Annotated in this window: 16 protein-coding genes; 12 read left to right on the top strand and 4 right to left on the bottom strand. The window is 58.3% G+C overall.

Annotated elements, in window-relative coordinates; all coding sequences use genetic code 11:
• Positions 1-182: 182 nt before the first annotated feature.
• Genes MTP16_RS24380 through MTP16_RS24370 form a run of 3 tightly spaced genes read left to right on the top strand, consistent with a single transcriptional unit; the run spans position 183 to position 5,975 of the window.
• On the top strand, positions 183-2,576 hold the full coding sequence (locus MTP16_RS24380) for an AAA family ATPase (RefSeq protein ID WP_243520686.1): 2,394 nt from the start codon (positions 183-185) through the stop codon (positions 2,574-2,576).
• A 24-nt stretch (positions 2,577-2,600) separates the two neighbouring features.
• On the top strand, positions 2,601-4,529 hold the full coding sequence (locus MTP16_RS24375; RefSeq protein WP_243520684.1) for a gluzincin family metallopeptidase: 1,929 nt from the start codon (positions 2,601-2,603) through the stop codon (positions 4,527-4,529).
• A gap of 12 nt (positions 4,530-4,541) precedes the next feature.
• Complete coding sequence (locus tag MTP16_RS24370) at positions 4,542-5,975, top strand: ComEC/Rec2 family competence protein (RefSeq protein ID WP_243520683.1); 1,434 nt, start codon at positions 4,542-4,544, stop codon at positions 5,973-5,975.
• Here the strand turns inward: MTP16_RS24370 and MTP16_RS24365 are convergent.
• Positions 5,972-6,955, bottom strand: coding sequence for a Mov34/MPN/PAD-1 family protein (locus tag MTP16_RS24365; protein ID WP_243520681.1), 984 nt, complete (start codon positions 6,953-6,955; stop codon positions 5,972-5,974). The two genes, MTP16_RS24370 and MTP16_RS24365, sit on opposite strands and share 4 nt — an antisense overlap.
• Positions 6,956-7,169: 214 nt before the next feature.
• Between MTP16_RS24365 and MTP16_RS24360 the strand changes: the two genes are divergently transcribed.
• The 6 genes from MTP16_RS24360 to MTP16_RS24335 all read left to right on the top strand — a co-directional run bounded on the left by MTP16_RS24360 (position 7,170) and on the right by MTP16_RS24335 (position 15,290).
• Positions 7,170-7,763 carry a recombinase family protein gene (locus tag MTP16_RS24360; RefSeq protein WP_243520679.1) on the top strand — a complete coding sequence of 198 codons (594 nt, stop codon included), beginning with the start codon at positions 7,170-7,172 and terminating at the stop codon, positions 7,761-7,763.
• Positions 7,764-7,856: 93 nt separating this feature from the next.
• Positions 7,857-8,534 carry a response regulator transcription factor gene (locus MTP16_RS24355; protein ID WP_243520677.1) on the top strand — a complete coding sequence of 226 codons (678 nt, stop codon included), beginning with the start codon at positions 7,857-7,859 and terminating at the stop codon, positions 8,532-8,534.
• Positions 8,531-9,805: a sensor histidine kinase gene (locus tag MTP16_RS24350; RefSeq protein WP_243520674.1), complete on the top strand. Its 1,275-nt coding sequence runs from the start codon at positions 8,531-8,533 to the stop codon at positions 9,803-9,805. The genes MTP16_RS24355 and MTP16_RS24350 overlap by 4 nt, the downstream gene beginning before the upstream one ends.
• A 199-nt stretch (positions 9,806-10,004) precedes the next feature.
• Complete coding sequence (locus MTP16_RS24345) at positions 10,005-10,649, top strand: phosphatase PAP2 family protein (RefSeq protein WP_243520672.1); 645 nt, start codon at positions 10,005-10,007, stop codon at positions 10,647-10,649.
• A 127-nt stretch (positions 10,650-10,776) separates the two neighbouring features.
• Positions 10,777-12,171, top strand: a complete 1,395-nt coding sequence (gene omp85 / locus MTP16_RS24340) for an Omp85 family outer membrane protein (protein WP_243520670.1) — start codon at positions 10,777-10,779, stop codon at positions 12,169-12,171.
• 98 nt (positions 12,172-12,269) lie between these two features.
• Complete coding sequence (locus tag MTP16_RS24335) at positions 12,270-15,290, top strand: Tn3 family transposase (RefSeq protein WP_243520669.1); 3,021 nt, start codon at positions 12,270-12,272, stop codon at positions 15,288-15,290.
• A 20-nt stretch (positions 15,291-15,310) separates the two neighbouring features.
• Here MTP16_RS24335 and MTP16_RS24330 read toward each other — a convergent pair whose 3' ends face one another.
• Both MTP16_RS24330 and MTP16_RS24325 read right to left on the bottom strand, forming a co-directional pair.
• Positions 15,311-16,606 (bottom strand): ThiF family adenylyltransferase, encoded by a 1,296-nt coding sequence (locus MTP16_RS24330; protein WP_243520667.1) that lies wholly within the window; start codon positions 16,604-16,606, stop codon positions 15,311-15,313.
• An 11-nt stretch (positions 16,607-16,617) separates the two neighbouring features.
• Complete coding sequence (locus tag MTP16_RS24325) at positions 16,618-17,763, bottom strand: hypothetical protein (protein ID WP_243520665.1); 1,146 nt, start codon at positions 17,761-17,763, stop codon at positions 16,618-16,620.
• Between the two features lie 478 nt (positions 17,764-18,241).
• Here MTP16_RS24325 and MTP16_RS24320 point away from each other — a divergent pair, with 478 nt between their 5' ends.
• The 3 genes from MTP16_RS24320 to MTP16_RS24310 all read left to right on the top strand — a co-directional run bounded on the left by MTP16_RS24320 (position 18,242) and on the right by MTP16_RS24310 (position 20,815).
• Positions 18,242-19,249: a helix-turn-helix transcriptional regulator gene (locus MTP16_RS24320; RefSeq protein WP_243520663.1), complete on the top strand. Its 1,008-nt coding sequence runs from the start codon at positions 18,242-18,244 to the stop codon at positions 19,247-19,249.
• 72 nt (positions 19,250-19,321) lie between these two features.
• The gene (locus tag MTP16_RS24315) at positions 19,322-20,236 is read left to right on the top strand and encodes an exonuclease domain-containing protein (RefSeq protein WP_243520661.1); all 915 of its coding nucleotides are present in this window, start codon (positions 19,322-19,324) and stop codon (positions 20,234-20,236) included.
• 9 nt (positions 20,237-20,245) lie between these two features.
• The gene (locus MTP16_RS24310) at positions 20,246-20,815 is read left to right on the top strand and encodes a hypothetical protein (RefSeq protein ID WP_243520659.1); all 570 of its coding nucleotides are present in this window, start codon (positions 20,246-20,248) and stop codon (positions 20,813-20,815) included.
• An 86-nt stretch (positions 20,816-20,901) separates the two neighbouring features.
• Here the strand turns inward: MTP16_RS24310 and MTP16_RS24305 are convergent, their stop codons facing one another.
• A complete protein-coding gene (locus MTP16_RS24305) occupies positions 20,902-21,270 on the bottom strand; it encodes a hypothetical protein (protein WP_243520656.1) in 369 nt (122 codons plus the stop codon).
• Between the last annotated feature and the right edge of the window lie 1,019 nt (positions 21,271-22,289).

Here is a 22,289-nt window from a genome sequence, read left to right as displayed (position 1 = left end):
TACCGCCAACGAAGAATTAGCCGCACAAATAGTGTCGGCATTGCGTGCTGACGAGTTTATCAGTGCTTCAGACGAGGAGGCAGCTACTGTGCTACTTACGACTGGGAATGCCAAAGCCGGTGACTGGCACCGGTTGCTCGAAAAGAGTCAATCTGCACCTTCACCCTCTACCAATACCGACCATGCCACAACGCATTACGCATCTTAAGCTCACGAACTTTCGTGGGGCGACGCAGCCGGTTACGGTAAAATTCACACCTGAAAAGGGCGGGTTGAAAACCAATGTCGTGGTCATCTTCGGTGAGAACGGCACGGGCAAATCAACCATCGTAGATGCACTTGATGTGGTCGGTAACGCCTCTTTTGGTTCACTGCTTCGTCCTGGTATCCAAGCCCCCCAAAAGCACGTTGCCTCGCTTACCAAAGATGCTCAGTCAGTAGAGGTTGAGCTGACAACGAAAGCTGGCCACACGTGCAAGGCTAAATTGAGCGGTAAAACAGTGGTCCTCACCGCAGGAAGCCCCGACACTATTATGCCCGAGATTCGGGTTTTGCGGCGGCGTGACTTGCTACAACTCATCGAGGCCACACCGGCAAAACGCTACGAGGCCATTCAAGAGTTTATTGCCGTGACTGGCGTGGACAATGCAGAGGCGGCGTTGCGGACTGACTGCAATACTGTAGAAAAGCTTTTTAATAACGCTGAATCTGCCAGAGCGCAAGCTGAGAAGACCCTGCGCGCCCTTTGGGAACAGGAAAAACAGTCGGGAGAGCCAGATAGTGACCCACTAGCCTGGGCCACGTATCGAGCGGCGGAAAGTACTGGAGACCTACAAGACCAACTGGACAAGTTGGCAAAGGGGCATGCCGCCATGCAACAGGTAGCAGCTATTGTTACCCAGTGGCAAAATGCCCAAACGAATTACATCAAAGAGAAAAGCACGTTGGATGCAGCTGAGACTGCTTTACAGGACCTGAACCAAGGTGCCAATGAACGCAGCTCTGACCTGATTAGCCTACTAAGCTCAGCTGAGCGCTACTTAGCATTGCCTGCTGACCCAAGCACCTGTCCATTATGTGATAATGGAGTGCAGGCAGATGAACTTCGCCTGCGCATTCAGTCACAACTTGAGCAGCTGCAGACCTCCCGCTCGCTGCTACAAAAGTTAAGTGATGCGCAAATTCGTCTAAAAACGGCGGCCGATGAGAATGTCCGTTGCAACCGGGAAACGGTCCGGGTAGCGAAGGTTCTAACTACGCACTTTGCGAGTTACGAACCAGCAGCGGTAGGGACACTGAGTCTAGATTGGAAAGCACATGAAGCCGAATTGGCCGTTGCAGAGCCTAGCGATACCACAAGCGCTTCTATTGTCGCCCTCAGTGAGCGTTTAATGGCAATAAGCGAAGCGGTAGGAAGCGAACACGAGAGTCTGCAAACTCGACTTACCGTTTATAATAACATCAAAACGCAGGCCCGTTTGCTGAACGAGAGCACGGCTGAAGTGGCTAGGCTAAACACCAGCTTAGAAAGGCTGCGCGGTGCATGCACTTTGGTCGTTAATAAGCGGCGTGAATTTGTACAAACCATTCTGGATGATATCATCGGTGAAGTAAACACCCTATATCAAGCCATACACCCCGGTGAAAAAATCGGTCTTCACCGCCTCGAAATGGATGATGTCAAAAGGGCTTCGCTCGAACAGCAGGCCACTTTTGAAGATAAAAGCGGCGTCGTGCCACAAGCTTATTTTAGCGAATCTCACCTCGACACGTTTGGTTTTTGCCTCTGGTTAGCGCTAGCCAAGCGCGACAACCCGAAGCAGATCGTGCTCGTGCTCGACGACGTATTTACCTCTGTTGATGCGCAGCATTTCCGCCGCATATCCGACTTGTTGGCCGCACAAGCATCAAATTTCCAACAAGTCATTGTGGCCACGCACAACCGACTCTGGCACGATTACTATAAAATAAGTGGCGCCGGTGTGCACCTCCTCAAGCTCGAACGCTGGACTTTAGCCCGTGGTTTGCGGCCTCATGAAGACCAAATCTTGATAGCCGAATTGGCATTGGCATTGGAAGCAGACATATTTGACCGGCAAGCGGTAGCGTCTAAAGCCGGCGTCCTGTTGGAAAATGTGTTGGATAATTTGGCAGCCTACTATGAGTGCAGCTTGAAATACAGGCCTGGTCGTGGGCACACGCTAGGAGACTTACTCCGCACCACCAAAAAGCTATTTCAAGAAGCCAAAGTGCAGCGGGTGCGGCGCGATGCTCAGGGGAATCCCATAGCACCCCATCTGGAAGAAAACTGGATAAAGATTGCGCTGAAACGGCACCACGAAAAGCTCGATGCAATAAAGCTTATCCGCAATGAGGTAGGTGCTCACTTTAACTCATTGGGCAACGACTGGTCGGATAACGACGTGCGTGAGTTCGGCCAAGCCGCCTACGACCTAGCCGAGGCCTTGGCTTGCCAGCAATGTGGACATATGCCCAAGAACTTACGTGCTGACCACCGTGGGTGCGGTTGCGACGCCAAGCACCAAACGCGCCTCTTTCCGCTAAGCCTTAATTAAGTTGACCTAGCACAGTTTCTACCCATGGCTTCGTACCCTGTACCACCTAAGCGCCGCCTGCGGGTATTTGCGTTTGACCCGAGTCTTACGACCAGGCTTGATACCGTTGCCATCAACCAGCTCACGCTTTCGGTGGCCTGGGAAAACCTAGAGCCGGGGCCAGTAGGCGAATACTTGGAGATTGTGGATGTGGACCCGGCGTCGGGGGCAGCTTATCCACCAGTAGACTTAAACGACCCCTATCTACTCGCACAAGATGGCTTGGCTCCGTCAGAAGGTGACCCGCGCTTCCATCAGCAGATGCTGTATGCCGTGGCCATGATTACCATTCAGCGGTTTGAAGAGGCTCTTGGTCGGCGGGTGCTCTGGTCTGTCCCCCGGCAAGGCCACGCCGGGCCTGACCGATGGCAGTATGTGCAGCGGCTCCGCATTTATCCGCATGCACTGCGCGAGGCCAACGCCTACTATAGCCCGGACAAGAAAGCGCTGTTATTCGGCTATTTCAATGCTACCCCCCGGCAAGCGGCCTTGGCATTGCCTGGGGGTTTGGTGTTTACCTGCTTGTCGCACGATGTTATTGCGCATGAAGTCACGCACGCGCTACTCGATGGCATGCATCGCCGCTTCGCCGAGCCGAGCAATCCGGACGTGCTGGCCTTTCACGAAGCCTTTGCCGACCTAGTGGCACTGCTGCAGCACTTTTCTTATCCGGATGTACTGCGTCATCAACTAGCCCGTACGCGAGGGGACCTCGCCAGCCAAAATCTACTTGGCGAGCTGGCCCAAGAATTTGGGCAGGCTATTGGCTCGCATGGGGCTCTACGTGACACTCTCGGCAGGCACGACCCGGTTACAAACGCCTGGCATCCTGTGGTACCCGACCCGCTGGCCTTAAGTCAAGCCACCGAGCCACACGCCAGAGGCAGCATCTTGGTAGCGGCGATTTTCGGCGCCTTCCTGCAAATCTATCAGACTCGTACAGCAGATTTGCTCCGTATTGCTACGGCCGGCACGGGTATTCTGCCAGCTGGGGCCCTGCACCCCGACCTTATTAATCGACTGGCACAGGAGGCCGCTAGCGCGGCCCGGCACATGCTGCGGATGTGCATACGGGCACTCGATTACTGCCCTCCCGTGGACCTGACCTTTGGTGACTACCTACGGGCACTTATCACGGCCGACCGGGATGTGGTCGCTGATGATACGCTTTATTACCGCGTAGCCCTTATCGACTCCTTTCGACGTTGGGGTATTTACCCGGAAGGGGTTCGTAACCTATCCGAAGAAAGCCTGCTTTGGGAGGCTCCTACAGATGAAGAAGCAACTGCTTTAGCCAATGCGCTGGGTGACGCAGCTGTCCTGCGAGGCCTATGCCCGGACTGGGGGCTGTCGTCTAACCGGCGGGCAGTTTTTGACCAGGCCCAAAGGAATCAGGAAAAGCTACAGAATGGATTATTTGACCCGCCTCATTTGGCCGCTGTGCGTGCCCTAGGTCTCACCATCGGCCCCGAGGTGCCGGCATCCTTTTTCCCAAGTTCTACTTTTAAGGGCTACCCGACCATAGAAATTCATGCGGTGCGCCCGGCAAGGCGCATCGGTCCGAGCGGGGAGGTACGCACCGACTTAGTCATCGTAGCAACGCAGCGCCGGCGCGGCTACTTCGATGCTGCCACTCAAGCCAAAGTAGACCAGGGCCTCATGGAGCCGCCAACCGCAGACTTTATTTTTCGCGGGGGCTGCACCCTACTCGTTGATTTGGACTCGGGAGCGGTGCGCTATGCTATTCGCAAGGATGTGCTGAGCGAGCAACGGCTCGAACAACAGCGACGGCACCTACAACAACAGTGGATTCCAGCGGTGCGCGGCACCTATTTCGGTAGTCGCGGCGAGCTAAAAGAGGATGGCCTGCCAGAGCCTTTTGCGATGTTGCACCGCCAAGGCGCTCAATCATAACTCTACCACACCATGGCTGCACTACTACTGCCCCCACCAACGGGAGCTACTATTCGAATGTATCGCTCAGGCGGGCTAGGTGACTGCTTTTTACTGGCTTTTGCTGGGCCAGGTGAGTCTCCCTGCTATGTGTTAATTGATTGTGGCGTCTTCTTCGGAACTGCTGGTGCGCAACAGCGCATGCAACTCATTGCCGCCGACATCGAGGCTTCCACCGGGGGGCGTTTAGATATTCTGGTGGCCACCCATGAGCATTGGGACCACCTTGCGGGCTTCAGCTTTGCCAAGGAAGTGTTTGAGCGCCTGCACATCGGCGAAGTGTGGGTCGCTTGGACCGAAGACATGCAAAACCCACTGGCGCGTCAGCTGCGTGAAAACCGGCAACAGGCTCTGACCGCTCTGGTAGCGGCCACCCAACGCATGCAGGCAGCCAACGACCCACGGGCCGTTGAACTACAAGAGGTACTGGCATTTCACGGCGAAATGGGAGCGGCTGCAATGGCCAGTACGGCCGAGCAGATGCAGTTTGTGCAGACTCTTGGACCCGTGCGCTATTGCTGGCCTGGGCAACCGCCCCGTGCTTTGCCTAATTCCCCTGCTGTGCAGACCTACGTACTAGGTCCACCACAAGATGAACTACTGCTCAAGCGGTCTAATCCGCGAAAAGGACAGGTGTACGAGCAAGCCAGACCACAAGCCTTTGCGGACCAGGAGGCCAGCTTACGCTCCGGCGGCTTTTATGCGGCAGCGTTGTCAGACAATATGGCGACAGACGCGCCCTTCAACCAACAGTTTGTGCTGCCCCTTGGCAGTTTGGCCGACTCGCATAAGCAGATAGAGCACGCCCATTTTTTCCGTGACCACTACGGCTTTAAGGGCGTAAGTGAAGGTGGTCCCGCTTGGCGGCGCATCGACCAAGACTGGCTTGGGGCAGCCGAGCACTTGGCACTTGACCTAGATAGCGACACGAACAATACCAGCTTGGTATTAGCCTTCGAGTTGCCGGGTGGCAAAGTGTTGCTGTTTCCTGGCGATGCGCAAGCCGGAAACTGGCTATCGTGGGCAGATGTGCGGTGGCAGGACGGCGGTAAATCAGTTAGTGGGCTTGATTTACTTCGCCGGGTAGCTGTCTATAAAGTAGGGCACCACGGTAGCCACAACGCGACGTTATCGGTGCAGGGCCTTGAGCTTATGGAGCGAGAGGACTTAGTGGCCCTGGTGCCGGTCGACGAGGAACAGGCTCGCCGTAAGCGGTGGGCCATGCCATTCGGTCCACTCTACGAACGGCTACAATCCAAAACGAAAGGCCGCCTGTTACGGGCAGATACGGGAATACCTGCCCGCCCTGAAGGGGTATCCGCCAGCCAATGGCAGCCTTTCCTGGACCAGGTGCGGGAAGATACCAGCGCCGAGCGACTGTGGGTTGAGCTGCACATCACGGCCTAAATTGGTAGGCGATGCTCTGCACCAGCTGCAATATCGGCTACGTACCATCCCGTAGTACCATGCTCCCCAGCAATGGCCATTACCGCTGGTAACCCGTCTGTCAGGCGTTCGTGCTGCAGGTAAGCGAACAACTCTTTGTCATCCTCACTGGGCCGTACGCTGCACCGGTCCGGATGGGAATGCCATTCGCCGACGTATACCACCTGGCGCCCCGTGCATTCGCTGATTCGAGTCAACTCCTCCGGTACGCCTTCCACACCCCGGTAGTAGGCCGTTGGCCATTCTTGACTATCCGTGGGAGAGGAAATGTGGTCTACAATGTATAACCGGCGATGCTGGGTATCGAAAACCCCAACCAAAACTCCACCGGTTTCATTGGGCAAGCGCTCCTGCCGCTGTTTGCTTATCTCCCGTAGCAGCTGCTGCGATACCGCTACCGTCCAGCTGCCCACTCGCATTTCTACATAAGGAAACACCTCGATTTCGTGGGCTATTACGGTCAAATCCGGCTGTGCCCGCCAAATTTTGATTCGGCTCCCTGACTCAGCCACCGCCGTGCGCACCGCCCGAGCTCCGATGGCGGCGTGCAACGCCACTTGGTCCTGCGGTAACTGAACAGAAACATCACGGCACCCATGCGAATACCGGATAGGCTGTCCTCGCTTGAAAAGGTGGTGCTCCAGGGTGGGCTGCCGCACCAATGCTCGGTAGTACTCCATCTCCAAGTGGTCGAGCCGCACCGCACGGTCCTGGGGCTCCGCCAGCAACACGAGGTCCGTTCCCGACGGATTCAAAAAAAGCGACAAGCGGCGGGCAGGACTCTCTACATCCAGTGCCAAGTGCCGTGCCACTGCCACCGATGCCGACATATCTACTACCGCCTCAGCGGCTTCATAGGCTGTCATTAAGTGTGCAGGGGCTGGGCGCAATACATTAACGGCAATGGCCTGCAAGCCAACTTGCTCATACGTATTCTTCAAGGGGTCGCACTAGAGTAGGAACGGAAAACAACGCTAAGGCCGGGTAGTCGATTTTGGCGGGGTCGGGGTGTCTCAGAAAACGTGCGTTTTTCCGTTCCGCTGGTCGCGCTCGTTTGGCCCCCTTACGAGTCGGGCAAAAACTGTCTCATATGCTGTTCTCACGAATCAATGGCTCGCTATCTTTGCTCCTGCTGACTTCCTGAGAATACCGCCTATGATTTTCGGCTACGCCCGTGTTAGTACCCCCGACCAGCAGCTGCACCTGCAAACCGATGCCTTGCAGGCCTACGGCTGCGCGGAGGTCGCGCAGGAAAAAGTATCGTCCGTGAAAGAGCGCCCGGCGCTGCAGCACCTGCTGACCCGCCTGCGGACGGGCGATACGCTCGTGGTCTGGAAACTCGACCGACTGGGCCGCTCGCTCAAAGACCTGGTCACACTGGTCAGCGGCTTTCAGCAACAGGGAATTCACTTTGTCAGCCTGCAGGACCACCTGGACACAACCACCGCCCAGGGCCGGCTCATGTTTAACCTGTTTGCCTCGCTGGCTGAGTTTGAGCGCGACATCATTCGGGAGCGCACCAAGGCGGGCCTGACGGCGGCCCGGGCACGGGGGCGCCAGGGCGGCCGGCCTAAAGGTCTATCCAAAGAAGCCCTCTCCAAAGCCCAGGCCGCAAAAACGCTCTACCTGCAACAAGACAAAACGGTAGCAGAAATCGGGCAACTGCTGGGCGTGGGCCGGGCTACTATTTACCGTTACCTGGCCTATCTGGGGGTAGCAACCGGCGGAAGAGCGCAGGAAGCGGCCTAGTTCCGGCCTTTCTATCCAGACAGCCCAGTGCCCCCGTCAGAAAGTCTTCAGAATTGCCGGCTACCTTTCCGCCGTTCCTCACCTTGCACTCCCGTGAAGCTGCTGATTGTAGAAGACGAGCCGGCCCTGCGCACTTCCCTGGTGGAGTACCTGCGCCAGGACGGCTATGTGGTGGAAGCAGCGGCCAGCTACGAACAGGCGCACGAGAAAATCAAGCTCTACCAGTACGACTGCGTGCTGCTGGATTTGACGCTGCCCGACGGCAACGGGCTGGACGTGGTGCGCACGCTCAAGGCCGACCGCTCCCCGGCCGGCGTGCTCATCGTCTCGGCCCGGGGCGCGCTCGACGACAAGGTGCTGGGCTTGGAGCTGGGGGCCGACGACTACCTGGCCAAGCCGTTTCACCTCTCGGAGCTGAGCGCCCGGCTGAAAGCCATCATCCGGCGGCGGCAGTTTCAGGGGCAGCGCCACCTACTGTTTCAGGAGTTGACCGTGTTTCCCGACCAGGCCCGGGTACTGGTCAACGGCGAGCCGGTAACGCTTACGCGCAAGGAATTTGACTTGCTGCTGTATTTGCTCACCAACCCCGGCCGCGTGCTGACGAAGGAGTCCATTGCCGAGCACGTCTGGGGCGACGCGGCCGATGCGGCCGACTCCTTCGACTTCCTTTACACCCACCTCAAGAACCTGCGGCGCAAGTTGCAGGACAAAGGAGCCGGCGACTACATCCGCTCCGTGTACGGGGTGGGCTACAAGTTTAGCGCGGAATGAAGCTGCTGGCCGCCACCAACCGCTACTACCTGCTGCTGGCCACCGTGCTCTTCACGGCCGGCAGTGTGTTCCTCTACTACGGCGTGCGCTGGACGCTGCAAAGCGAAGTGGAGGAGCGCCTGTTTCAGCAGCGCGACTACTTGCGGGCGCAGGTGCAGCGCATCGGCCACCTGCCCGGCACCCCGTTTGAGGGCCGCATGCAGCTCAGTGCGCAGCCGCAGCCGGAAGGGCTGCGCGATACCCTGCTGCTGGAGCCCCTGGAAAACGAGTTGGAGCCCTACCGCCAGCTCACGTTTCAGCTGCCGCTGAACGGGCAAACCCAGTGGGTATCGCTCAGCAAGGCCCTGCTGGAAACCCATGACGTGCAGCGCCTGATTGTGCTGTTGCTGGTGGGGGTGCTGGGCACGCTGCTGCTGGGCGTGGTGGGGCTCAACCGCTGGCTGACCCGCCGCCTCTGGGCCCCGTTTGAGCAGACCCTCCACCAGCTGCGCGGCTACGACGTGCGCCAGCACCAGGTGCTACACCTGCCTGATACCCATATTGAGGAGTTCGCCCAGCTCAACCACACGCTCACCCACCTGAGCGAGCGGGTCGCGGCCGACTACATGTTGCTCAAAGAGTTCACGGAAAACGCGGCTCACGAAACCCGCACCCCGCTGGCCATCATGCAGGCCAAGCTGGAACAGCTGCTCCAGCTGCCGGATTTGCCCGCGCCGGCCGGCCCCTTGGTGGGCGACCTGTACGCGGCCGTGCAGCGGCTGGCCCGTCTGCACCAGGGGCTGACGCTGCTCAGCAAAATTGAGAACCAGCAATTTGCCGCCGCCCAGCCGGTGCCGCTGGCGGAGTTGCTGCGGGAGAAACTGGCGCAACTGGAGGAGTTCATCCAGCAGAAGGAGTTGCAGCTGGACGTGCAATTAAATGCCGCGCCGTTGCTTATGCTGCACCCCGCGCTGGCCGATTCGCTGCTCAGTAACCTGCTGCACAACGCCATCCGGCACAACTTGCCGGGCGGCCTGTTGCGGGTGCAGCTGAGTGCCACCGAGCTGGTCATCACCAATGCCGGCCCCGCCCTGGCGGCGCAGCAGAAACCCGCACAGTTTTTCGAGCGGTTTCGCAAGCAGAATGCCGCTTCGGACTCGCCCGGCCTGGGCTTGTCCATCGTGCAGAGCATTGCTGCCTTCTATGGCTTTACCGTGGCATACGACTACGCCCCGGACCCGGCGCGGCATACGCTGCGCGTCCGGTTCGCCCCAGTGTCCCCCCGGTCCTGACCATTACAGAATGTGCACAGAATTGCCCCCTACGTTTGGGGCGTACCTGCTGCTTTTCTCTATGCCCCGCTCTGTGTTGCTCCCCTGGCTGTGCTGGCTGCTGCCCCTGTTCCCGGCCCAGGCCCAGACGGGGCCTGCTGTTTCGGTAATGCCTTCCCGGTGTGACTCCACCGCCCGCCCGCCGCTCTGGCAGCGATCAGTGGCGCAGGCGCTGCTGGTGCCTACGCTGCTGCTTACGGCCGGCGCCCTGACCACCCACCGGGTGGAGGCGCTGGAATCGGACGAGGAACTGCGGGAGGAAATCCGCGAGCATATGGGCCGGCCCACGACGACGCTCGACAACCAGCTCCGGTACCTGCCAGGGGCCGTAACGCTCGGCCTGGGCCTAGCCGGGGTGCCGGGCCGTCACAAACCCGTGGACCAGCTGCTGCTGGCGGCGCTGGCCTTCACCCTCAACGATGCGGTGACCAGCAACCTGAAGAAGCTCACGCAGGTGCAGCGCCCCGACGGTTCCGACTTCCATTCCTTTCCCAGCCAGCACACCAGCCTGGCCTTCGCCTCGGCTACGTTCCTGCACAAGGAATACGGCGGGCGCAGCGTCTGGTACAGCGTGGGCGGCTACTCTGTAGCAGCGGCCACAGGTGGTATTCGCATGGCCAAAGACGTGCATTGGTTTTCCGATGTGCTGGCCGGAGCCGGCGTGGGCATTCTGTCAACGCAGGCCGCGTACTGGCTGTACCCGCTGGTAACAAAACCACTGCGCAAGGTGCTGGGCAACCGGGCGCTGGTCGTGCCCAGCTACCAGCAGGGGGCCATCGGGGCCACCGCCGTCATGGCGTGGTAAGGCAAGCGTAGGAAACTACAGAATGACTTCAGAATCGTGCGGGAGCTTTGTCGGACTACCCTACGCCAACAAGCCAGCGCATGCGTTTCCTCACCACCTGTCCCTCCCATTGCCCAGCAAAAAACACATGAAAACAAGCCTGTTGCGTACCTGGCTCACAGCCTCCCTGGGCCTGTGCGCCGCCGCGGCCTCTGCCCAGCAAGTGGACAGCCTCTCCTTTATCCGCTCCAAGCGCATGTCGGACGCCGACCTGGCCAAAAAACGGGAAGGCCTGTTCGTGACCGGACTACCCGACCTGTCGTCCGACCCGGTCACGGGGTTCGGCGTGGGGGTCAAAACCAACATCATCTGGAACGGCACCCGCGACAATCCGCTGTTTGCCTACACGCCTTACCTCACACGCCTGCGCGCCAACGCGGCGTACTTTACCACCAACGCCCGCGAGTTCACCCTGTCCCTGGACGTGCCCTACTACAAGGGCACGCGCTGGCGCTACCGCGTCGACTTCAAGGCCCAGCAAAACCCAGCCAACCTGTACTTCGGCTCGTCCGAGGCCACGCTCGGCCGCCTGCGCCTGCCCTCGAACCCGGACGTGACGTTTGCCACCTACGCCCAGTACGACGCGGCCCGCAAAACCCTGCGGCCGGGGCAGGCCGGCGAAGCCGCGGAGGTTACCGATGCCCTGTCCAACCGGTTCCGGGAAACCGAGTTTATGCTCAACCTGAAAGCTGACTATGCCCTGGGCAAAGGTCGCTGGCGCGTGATGGGCGGCTACGAGATTCAACACCTCTCCTACGACACGTTCCAGGGCACGAAGGCCGAAGCGACCTGTAACGGCGAAGAAACCACGGCGCCTAACGGCACGTCGCTGCTACAGCGCGATGCGCAGCAGGGGCGCATCTTTGGCCTGGACGGGGGGTGGGTATCCATCCTGCAGACGGCGCTGATTCACGACACGCGGGACTTCGAGCCCGACCCGACCCGCGGAGTGTACTTTGAAGCAGCCAACGAGTTTTCCAGCCCCGTCATCGGCTCGCAGTTCCGCTTCAACAAGCTGTTTTTTCAGGGCCGGGCCTACCGCAAGCTGCCCGTGGGCCCGCGCACGGTGCTGGCCGGCCGGTTCGGCGTGGGCAACATTTTCGGGAAAGAAGCCCCGTTCTTTGAGTTTCAGGACCAGTGGAGCCCCGACGGCAGCATCAACGCGCTGGGGGGGCGGCAGTCGCTGCGCGGCTACCGGGCCAACCGCTTCCTGGCCCGCTCGCTGGCGTTTGCCAACGCCGAGCTCCGCATCCGGCTGGCCGATGTCAAGCTGGGCAAGCAGAACTTCGGGCTGGGGGTGGCCCCGTTTGCGGATGCCGGCACAGTGCGCGACCGGTGGCAAGACCTGGGCCTGCGCGACGTCCGGTTTTCGTACGGAGCCGGGGCACGCATTGCCTGGAACCTCTCGACCATGCTCTACGCGGATTACGGCGTATCCAAGGAAGACCGGCTGTTCTATTTCGGCATCGGGCAAAACTTCTAATACCATAACAGCGCGGCTCAGGGCTTTCTGGCAGGCTATTCCGGTTTGATAGCGGCGCCATGCGACGGTTGGCCTATTCCCTCGCTGCCTCCCGGCCCATGCCCGTAGAATTCCTCAGTGACGAGCAGGCCGCCCGCTTCGGCTGCTATGCCGACGAGCCCAGCCCCGAACAGCTGGCCCGGTTCTTTTACCTGAGCGCAGCCGATGGCCACCTCCTGGCCGCGCGCCGACGCCCCGCCAACAAACTCGGGTGTGCCGTGCAGCTCTGCACCCTGCGCTTTCTGGGCACCTTCCTGACCGACCCGTTGCGGGTGCCGACCGTGGTGGTGCAGACGCTGGCCGAGCAGCTGCACCTGCCCGCGGACGCCTTGGCCGCGTACCGGACCCGGCCGAACACGTGGTACGACCACCAGGCCCGGATTGTGGCCCACCTCGGGTACACCCCGTTTGACGGGCGGCAGGCGTTTCGGCTCACCCGCTGGCTCTACGCGCAGGTGCTGACGAGCACCGTCCGGCCCAGCGTGCTGTTTGACTTGACCACGGCCCACCTGGTCGCGCAGCGGGTCGTCTTGCCCGGCGTCTCGCTGCTGGCCCGCCTGATTGCGCGGGTCCGCGAGCGCACCGGCCGCCACCTCTACCGCCAGCTGCGCACGCGCCTGAACCCGCCCCAGCAAGCGGCGCTGGAAACCCTGTTGACTGTACCGGCCGGGGAGCGGCTCACCCACCTGGAGCGCCTGCGCACCCCGCCCACCCGCGTGTCCGCCCCGGCGCTGGCCGCTGCCTTGCGCCGGGTGGACGAAATCCGCGCCCTGGGTGTGAGCGCCGTGCCCGTAGCCGACTTACCCGAAGCCCGGTTGGCGCGCTTGGCCCGCCACGCCCAGCTGGCCTGGGCGCAGACGCTGGTGCGCATGGGCGAGGAACGCCGGCTGGCCACGCTGCTGGTCTTCGCCCAGACCTTGGAGCGCACGGCCACGGACGACGTGCTCGACCTCTTCGACAGTCTGCTCACGTCGCTGGCCCTGCGGGGCGAAACCAAGCGCCGGCGCGAACGCCTGCGCTCGCTCAAGGACCTGGACCAGGCCGCGCTGCTGCTCCAGCAGGCCGTCGAGCTGCTCCTCGACGAGGCCGTACCAGCCGGGCAGGTGCGCCAGCAGGTGTTCGACCGCCTGGGCCAGGCGCCCTTGCGTGCCGCGGCGGCCACCGTGCAGGCATTGGCCAGTCCACCGGAGGACCCGTTGGCGGAAGCGCTGAGCGGCAGTTATGCCACGGTGCGCCGGTTTTTGCCCGCGCTGCTGACCGGCATCGCCTTCGAGGGAACGCCCACCGCCAGGCCCCTGCTGGAGGCCTGGGCCTTTTTGCAGGGGCAGGAAGCCGGCGGCCGGGGCCGCCCGAAGTGGTCGGCCGCGCCCCGCACGGTGGTCCCAAAGGGGTGGGCCCGGCGGGTGTTCCCGGCCAAAGGAGAAGTGAATCCGCAGGCCTACACCCTTTGCGTGCTGGAACGGCTGCAGCAGGCCGTGCGCCGCCGCGACGTGTTTGTGCCGACCAGCGAGCGCCACGCCGACCCGCGGGCCGAGCTGTTGCGCGGTGCGGCCTGGGAGGCGGCGCGGGACTCGGTGGCCCGGGCCCTGGACCGTTCCCTGAACCCGGCGGTGGAACTGGCCCGTCTGGGGCAGCTGCTGCGCACGGCGTATGCCGAGGTCGGGGAGCACCTAGCGCAGAACACCGCCCTGCAGGTGGTCGAGCAAGACGGCCAGCCGGTCGTCACGCTCAGCGCCTTGCCGGCACAAGACGAGTCAGATTTGCTGGCGCACGTGCGCGAGCAGCTGGCGGCTGCCCTGCCCCAGGTCGAAGTAGCGGCCCTGTTGCGGGAGGTGGACGCGTTTACCGGCTTTGCCGCCGCCTTTACCCACGTGGCCGACGGGCAGCCCGCAGCCGCCGACCTGCCGCTCAGTATCTGTGCCGTGCTACTAGCCCAGGCGTGCAACCTGGGGCTGAAAACCGTCGCCCGGGCTGACGTGCCGGCCCTGACGCTGGCGCGCTTGGCGTGGGTGCAGCAAAACTACCTGCGCGCCGAAACGCTCACCGCCGCCAATGCCCGCCTGGTGGATGCTCAAGCGGGGCTGCCCCTGGCGCAGGCCTGGGGCGGCGGGGAGGTGGCCTCGGCCGATGGCATGCGCTTCGTCGTGCCCGTGCGTACGCTGCACGCCGGCTGGAACCGCAAATACTTCGGGTCCCAGCGTGGGGTGACGTATTATAACTTCACCAGCGACCAGTTCACGGGCTTCCACGGCATCGTCATTCCGGGTACGCTGCGCGACTCTTTGTTCATCCTGGCCGGGTTGCTGGAACAACAAACCCGCCTGGACCCGCGCGAAATCATGGCCGATACCCACGGCTACAGCGACGTGGTATTTGGCCTGTTTTCGCTGCTGGGCTACCGCTTCAGCCCCCGCCTGGCCGACTTGGCGGACCAGCGCTTCTGGCGGCTGGAAAAAGAGGACGACTACGGTCCGCTCAACGAGTTGGGCCGCCACGTGGTCAACGCCCGCCTGATTCACGACCACTGGGACGACATGCTGGGCCTGGCCGGCTCCCTGAAACTCGGCAAAGTCAAGGCCACGGCCGTCATGCGCACCCTGCAACGGGCGGGCTCCCTCTCGGGCCTGGGGCGGGCCGTCGCGGAGTTGGGCCGCGTCGAAAAAACGCTGTACCTGCTGGCCTACGTGCAGGACGAGGCCTACCGCCGGCGCATCCTGGTCCAGCTCAACCGGGGCGAGGGACGGCACGCCGTGGCCCGGGCGGTCTTCCACGGCAAAAAAGGCGAGCTACGCCAGCGCTACCGCGAGGGCATGGAGGACCAGTTGGGCGCCCTTGGACTCGTGGTCAACGCCCTGGTGCTGTGGAACACCCGCTATCTGCAGCACGCCCTGGAACGGTGGCAGCAGACGGAAGGCGTGCTGAACCCGGACGACGTGGCGCGCCTCTCGCCCTTGCTGCACGAGCACGTCAACATGCTGGGCCGCTACGATTTCAGCTTGCCCGAAGACATTGCCGCCGGCGAAATGCGCCCGTTGCGCAACCCCGCCAGCTGGGAAGAACGGCTGGCCGAATTTCCTTAGCGTTGTTTTCCGTTCCTACTCTAGTGCGACCCCTTCAACAGCGACACCATCGCCTGTGCTTTGCCATGACCAACCAGATTACCTGGCAGGTAGTGACGAGCTGCATTATGAGGTAAATACTGGTCCTCATCCAGCCAAACCCAATTGCCCTGCCCGGCGCGCACCAAGTTATTCACTACTTGCGACCCCAAACTACCCGCTCCAATAGCTACGAAACGGGTCTCGGTGGGCCGCAGGCCATTATAGGCAGCTGCCAGCTTACGGGTCAGTGCACAAACCGGGTTAAGTAAAATCAGGGTGCTCTCCTGACCCGTTTTAGCTGAGTCGATTGGAAACAGTTGAGCTAGATTGTTTTCGTATACTTCCCAAATTCCGAGGTCTGTACCGATTTCAGCTAGTGTACTGGACGAAGCAAATCCCCACACCTCCATCGCTTCGACCGCTCCCGTCGCCGTCCGCCGCTTGGGAAGCCGTATGATAATCAGAAGCTTCAGCCCACTATCAAAGGAGGGAGCCCCCTTTAGTGCAAACAGGTGCTGCCGCAGCGCGTGCGTAAAACCGGCGTCGGTTTCAGCTAAGTAATCTTGGAGCGCGGCGAGCGTACGTGGTTGTTCGTGAATGAGGCCGTGCACCTGCGGCTGGGCTGTATAGACAAAACTAGCCAACTGGGCTTGCTGGCCTTCGGTGGCTGAAACTGCAGATACAGGCGACGCTACCAACGTTATCTGACCAAGCACTTTGCTGGCGAAACGCACTATGATGGGCTCTAGAACAGCCGACGCATCGGGCGCAAAAAAGGCAGATGGCAACACGAGCCGCTCCCTGGGTGCATAAAATGCCTGCTCCAGGGCTTGGTCAGCGGCGTGCAGTTCTCCACGTGCCGTTTGGGTTAACCAGTGCTGCAGCTGCCGAAGAAGAGCTGCTGCCGTCCAAGTCGGTTTCAGGTCGGCGTAGGCAGTTTGGTACAGGCACAGGCTGCGAGGCATTCCTTCGTCGCCAAAATGGAGGTGTGGCACCAAGGGGAAGTCTCGGCGTAACGCCAGAATAGTCTGGTGGTCGGTATCCACCTGAGCATAGACAATCGCTATTCGCTCAACACTGCGCACGTCGTGGACCGGATGCTGGGGCACCTCGGGCTCGACATCAACTACGACTACCTCGTGGTCTTCGAAACGTAGACAATTCACCAGCCGCATATAGGGCAAGCCCTGACTTTGCAGGGCTTGCACCAATTCAACGGCTTTCGGTATTGTCAGAGTCACAGCTTCTACTGCGTCCCCTAGCAACGGATAAAATTCTGATTCGCGTGCGTTCATCGGAGAATCCACTAGCTAGGCCGCCCGGCCCGGGGTGGAGGGATGCTGCCGCCCGCTACACTGGCGGCCGCAGCTAGTTTACCGATGCTGGCCCCGAGTTGGTCAATCTTGATGACGATGGGCTCGGGATACAAGATGCTTGTGTGCTCCATCGTCACCAAAAACTCTCCACCTAGCCGTTTGGCTTGGCCCTTGTAGTAAGCGGCGGCCTGGCGATGCGGAGGTTGCACGTCATCGTCGTTGCCGGGAATGGGCTTGCTGGTTGAAATAAGGCGAGCCCTATTCTGCCCGTACGTTTCGAACAGCTTTTTCACATGTTCGTCGGGCACTGTCACTTCGCTGCCCTTGTCACTGCTCAACGACTTGTAGCTGCAATGGTGGGCAATTTTGAAGATATCCCACCACAGGCGCTCCAGACGGGCAGGGTCCTTCTGGCCGTAATACTCCGTTACCTTCACGATTGACTTTATCACCTCCCAGTCGATGTCGGAGAAGAAATGCATCCGGGTTTTTTGGCTTCCTTCCTGGAACGTTGCCTGAAAGGTCAGCGCGTCGCTGTTGCGGTCCATCGCGGCCAGGCCCCCACCCGCCGTGCGGCTTGCAAACGGGGAGTGCACGAAGAACTCCACCCCATCCGTATCCAATCCGAATCCCGGAATCAGGTTGCCGGCATCCGTGATGAGGTCTTGCCGGTCAGCGACCGTCAACCCTTCACCAGCCAGCCAGTCGGTGAGCTGGTCGGGACCCGAAAAGACCCGGATGCCTTTGCCCTGCTTCAGTCGATAACGGGCTTCCTGGCGCAGAATACGGGTTTCATCCTCGCAGCCATCCTCTAAGATTACCGCTGCGGGCACCCACAATTCGTTGATAACCACTCGGTCTGCTCCCTGGTATTTGGCCGCGTGCAACAGTTCGAAAAAGCTGGAAGCCCCATACGTGTGGTCTTCGTCTAAGTGGGTGAATGCTACGACGTCGTAGTAATTGCGCTTGGCAGTTTTTAAATCGGCCCGCAACTGCACTGGCAAGTCCGTGCGCTTATCCTTGGGGTCGGTAGCGCACCGCATGTCGGCGTAGTCAATCAGAAGCTTCTTGCCGTTCGCGAGGTCAATGCGCGAGGTATCGGCATTGCCTAGGTTATAGATTGTGATTTTATGCATTCCTCTGAATTCAAGTTTTTGAAACCGTTCACCAGCTACTCCGCTGTTTCTAGTTTCAGCCAAAAAATGGGTAGCAACAAACTTACCCTCCTTACTCAACCGATGTCCGGCTACGACTGAGCAAGGATTTACTCTGTTGCCATGGCAAAGCAAATACTCTACTGTGCAGTCTATCTGCACAGTTTATATTACACGCATATTTTTTCATCTAATGCTTGGCAAATCATATTAACTGACTGATTTACAAATGAATAATTTTCACTATAGCAATAATGTTTGCCCTCCTGTTTTCTTTGTTCAAAGCAATTGTGCAATCTGACTGCACACAGGGCAGCCAGCAATGAGCCCCTTTTGAAGTACGCTGCCGGAAATAATGATGCTATCACGCATCTGAGTCTCCAGCGAGCAGCTTAACAAATACTTAAGATATCCGACCTGAATGGCCGTTTTGTACGGCTTGAGGTTGCTAGAATGATGTATGCCGACCAATAAGAACGCCCAGAACCGATACATCATCATTGATACTTGCCTGCGGCGTCGTAACCGCGTCTGGACTATTGAAGACCTACTGCAGGCAGTAAGTGACGATTATGTCGAGACGACAGCGGCCGGGAGCGGCGTTTGTATGCGTACCCTCAAAGAAGATTTGCATAACATGCGTTTACCCACGCATTACAATGCTCCTATAAAGTACACACGCCGACTAGGCTATCATTATTCCGACCCTGAATACTCTATTTTCAAAAGCTCGCTTACGAGTGAAGACCTTGTGCTTCTCCATCAAAGTCTGCATACACTAAAGGCGTTACGAGGCTTGGGGTTAACTGATGATTTAGACGAATTGATTCAGCGGTTGGAGCGACAACTGCCCAGTATCAGCGCCGCGGCGAGCCCTATTCTCCAACTTGAGGCGGCCCCTGATTACACTGGAACGCCCTATTTGAAACCCTTATACCTAGCCATTCGGGATAAGACTCCGCTGGTGGTGCACTACCAGTCTTACCGAGCAGCGCAGACTACGCCCGAGGAAGTCCACCCCTATTTACTCAAGGCATACAATGGACGCTGGTATCTGATTGGGTTTAACGAAGCTAAAGGGCCCCACCTGCAGAACTATGCCCTTGACCGAATTAAACAGCTGACCGGTAGTCAGGCGGCATTCCGCACTTCTGATGTTGATTTCAGTACCTACTATGAGTCTATCATCGGAGTGACAATACCAGAGCAGTCTGCCGGCGTTGAAACCATTCGCCTTCATATTGCTGCGGGACGGGCACCTTACGTGCGAACCAAAGCGCTGCATGCCAGCCAAGTCATTCTTCATGACACGGCGGCAGGACTTGAGATAGAGTTACGCTTGATTATCAATCAGGAATTGAAAACCCTGCTGCTTAGCTTCGGCCCAGACTTGCGAGTTTTGGAACCTAGCACTTTGCGTTCATCCATGAAAAGGCTGCTCAGGAAGGCTGCCTTAAATTATGAGTAGAATTCAGTAGCATTAGGGTAATTATTCTGAGTTAATAACTCAACCTGTAGCGGCTTTACTATTTCACATCTCATGAAGTTCATTGCTATTGATTTTGAAACCGCTACGGCTGACCGCGACAGCGCGTGCGAAATAGGCCTAGCTTTCGTGGAAGACGGTCAGGTAACCGATACTAGGTCGTGGTTGGTAAAGCCTCCCTCTTATCCCTATTTCGACTCATTTAACATCTCCATCCACGGCATCCACCCCGCCGATGTAGCTGACCAGCCTACCTGGGCCGAGCTGTGGCCCGAATTGCAGCCGCTACTGGAAGGGCAGCTGTTGGTGGCGCACAATGCGGGCTTCGATTTCAGCGTGATGCGCCGGACGTTGGAAGCGTACGAACTGCCTTTTCCTTCGCTGCATTATGTCTGCAGCTATATTTTCTCTAAAAAAGTATGGACTGGGCTACCCGCCTATGACCTGCATACGCTCTGTAAATTTCACGGCATCCCCTTGCAGCATCACCGCGCAGCCAGCGATGCACAAGCTTGCGCGCAGCTGGCATTGAAAACCTTTGCTCACGCCGGCGTAACGTGTCAAGACGACTTTGCTGAAAAGCTGCTAACCAACATCGGGCAGCTACATTCAGACGGCTACAACCCTTGCGTAACGCGGCGCATCTACCCTTCTAAAGACTTAAGCCTGATTAAGGGGGACCCAGCCAAGCATAAGCCCGACAACCTGTTCTATGGCCGCAGCGTGGTGTTCACCGGCACGCTCTCGTCCATGCAGCGCGCCAGTGCGCAGCAGCTTATTGCCGACATCGGCGGGATTAACAGCAATGGTGTCACGAAGGACACGTGCTTTCTGGTAGTTGGGCAGCAGGATTATCGCATCGTCGGTGATGACGGTATGAGCAGCAAGCAGGAGAAAGCCGTTAAGCTCATCGAAAAAGGCGCTGGGTTGGAAATACTATCTGAAGTAGACTTCCTTCGTAATCTGTAGAAAGCCTAGATGAAACAACCAGCTGATTTCTCCCCTTCCTGGAAACGCTTGACTGCTTTGACGGATGAACGGACGATGTGGGAGTTTGACGCATACTATCAGCGTGTTCATCCCTTGGTGCCCAACGTACCCAGAGCGGTGCTAAAGCAATGGATTCATGGGTTGCAAGGCGAATACGTTACAATGCGAAACTATGCCTGGCTGGATTACGACCACTCACTCTTTAGCTTAGAGCAGTGGCCGACGCAGGGTCTGCTGAACTTGTACGTGGTGGAAGAATATCGAGATTGTGTCCAGACCCGAGAGCGGTGCCAGGACTTCGAGGAGTTTTGCTGCACTAACCGGGACCTAGTCCACTGGAAGGCACATGGCACATGGCGCACCCCACCCGTAGTGCTGGATGTGGTCTCGCTAGGCCAGTTGCCACCGGATAAAGAGTTGGTAGTGCCTCACCAGTTAATCGAAGGTCATAATCGACTCGGCTATCTACTGGCGATGGCAGGCATGGCGCAACGAGGTGAAGCCATAGTGGCTGTGACGCACGATGTATGGGTATTACGGGGACCTGGGCCAGTTTAGTTGCCGTAGCCCGGCCGTTTAATACGTGGTTCATGTGCTGCGCAGGCAGTTGCAGTATGTTCCTCTCACCAACTATCTACGGTTCCTTAAGCCTTCGATGATGTGAGGAAATGGAGCTGCGCCTGAAAGGACGCCAGCGCCTGGGCATTGGGCAACACAAACCACATGGTCTTACTTGTAAGGGGAAAGCGCAATTGCTGCGCGGGTAGGCCTAAGCTACTGAGCACGCGCTGCAACAGGCGCGGCTCCTCGCGCTTGAGCTTGCCATTTTTCAGGTTGACGATGTTGGTGTAGGTGAGTTGATGCGTCTCACAAAAAGGCTTCAATTCCCCACTGCCCAGCATTTTTAACCTTGCCTGGCCATAGAGCAGCGCATCGGCATAGGAAACGGTCAGACTCAGGTCTGGGAATGGCAGAGGGACAACGTCGGCCTGGGAGGTTACTTCTTCAGTCATGTGTGGTGTATCTTCTTCCTGGCTACCCCATGCTGGGCTCAAGAGCAACTGTTAAGGTCAGTCAGGAGGGTAATCGTGAGGTGCATTTGGCGCAAAGGAAACGAGTCCGAGCGGTTCCACCTGCGTCCCACTGCCCTTCATGGGTACGTAGAAGCCACTTGTTAGTCCTGATACGCTTGCTGCCGGTCCGTTGCAGTCCAAGAAATTAGGCAATGCCTCGCTGAGCTCTCCTGTAGCCTTGCATAACCTACTGCCAGATGGCGCTACCCCGCATTTTGGCTTATAAAACCTATTAGTTCACTTATCAGCTGAGCTGAACTGTAGGCTGCCAAGCCTGCTAAAAAATAGGTTTTATAAGCCCGAAGGGTGCTGTTGGCAGTGCTATCATGCTCAGGTGGCTCTCCTTGGGCTGTTTCGGACGCTGCTGAAGAAGCTGCTAAGAGTCCCTTGTGAGACTTATAAAATCTATTAATGAGCCTTCTATTAGCTTTGAGCGTAGTATTCAAGCTACCTTCGAGGTATACAAGAATGTTCTAAATAGTAGAAAAAGGTAAAAAAATATTTAAAAAGTGCAATCCCATTTTGTGCTTGTTTAGACTCTCTTTTTTGTTGTTTTCGTTCGGGTATCGCCCTAAACCACCACTTTATAAGCTTTTGTACTCCAGCTTCAACAAGCTTGTGAGTATTTTAAGTATTTAAGGTATTTGCAGGGCTCGCAACTTTTTGTACCTCAGCAACTTAAGCGTCTTCAGTAATAGGTTTTATAAGCCAACTAATAGGTTTAATAAGCGGGGTAATAGGTTTTATAAGCTGACTAATAGCTTTCATAAGCCAAACTAATAGGTTTGATAAGCTAATTAATAGAGTCAAATCGCAGGCCTATCGTAAGACTCGCTGCCTGCGAACTAATAGATTTTATAAGTCACGGGTGGGTCACGACTTCTGAGGCTCTCTGCTGGCAGGCCGCGAACTAATAGGTTTTATAAGTCTAACTAATAGCTTTTATAAGCCTCGGCAAA

Origin of the sequence: Hymenobacter monticola, from assembly GCF_022811645.1 — a bacterium.
Classification (GTDB): domain Bacteria; phylum Bacteroidota; class Bacteroidia; order Cytophagales; family Hymenobacteraceae; genus Hymenobacter; species Hymenobacter monticola.
Note: the sequence above shows the minus strand (reverse complement) of the source record. Positions and strands in the feature narration are given on the sequence as shown.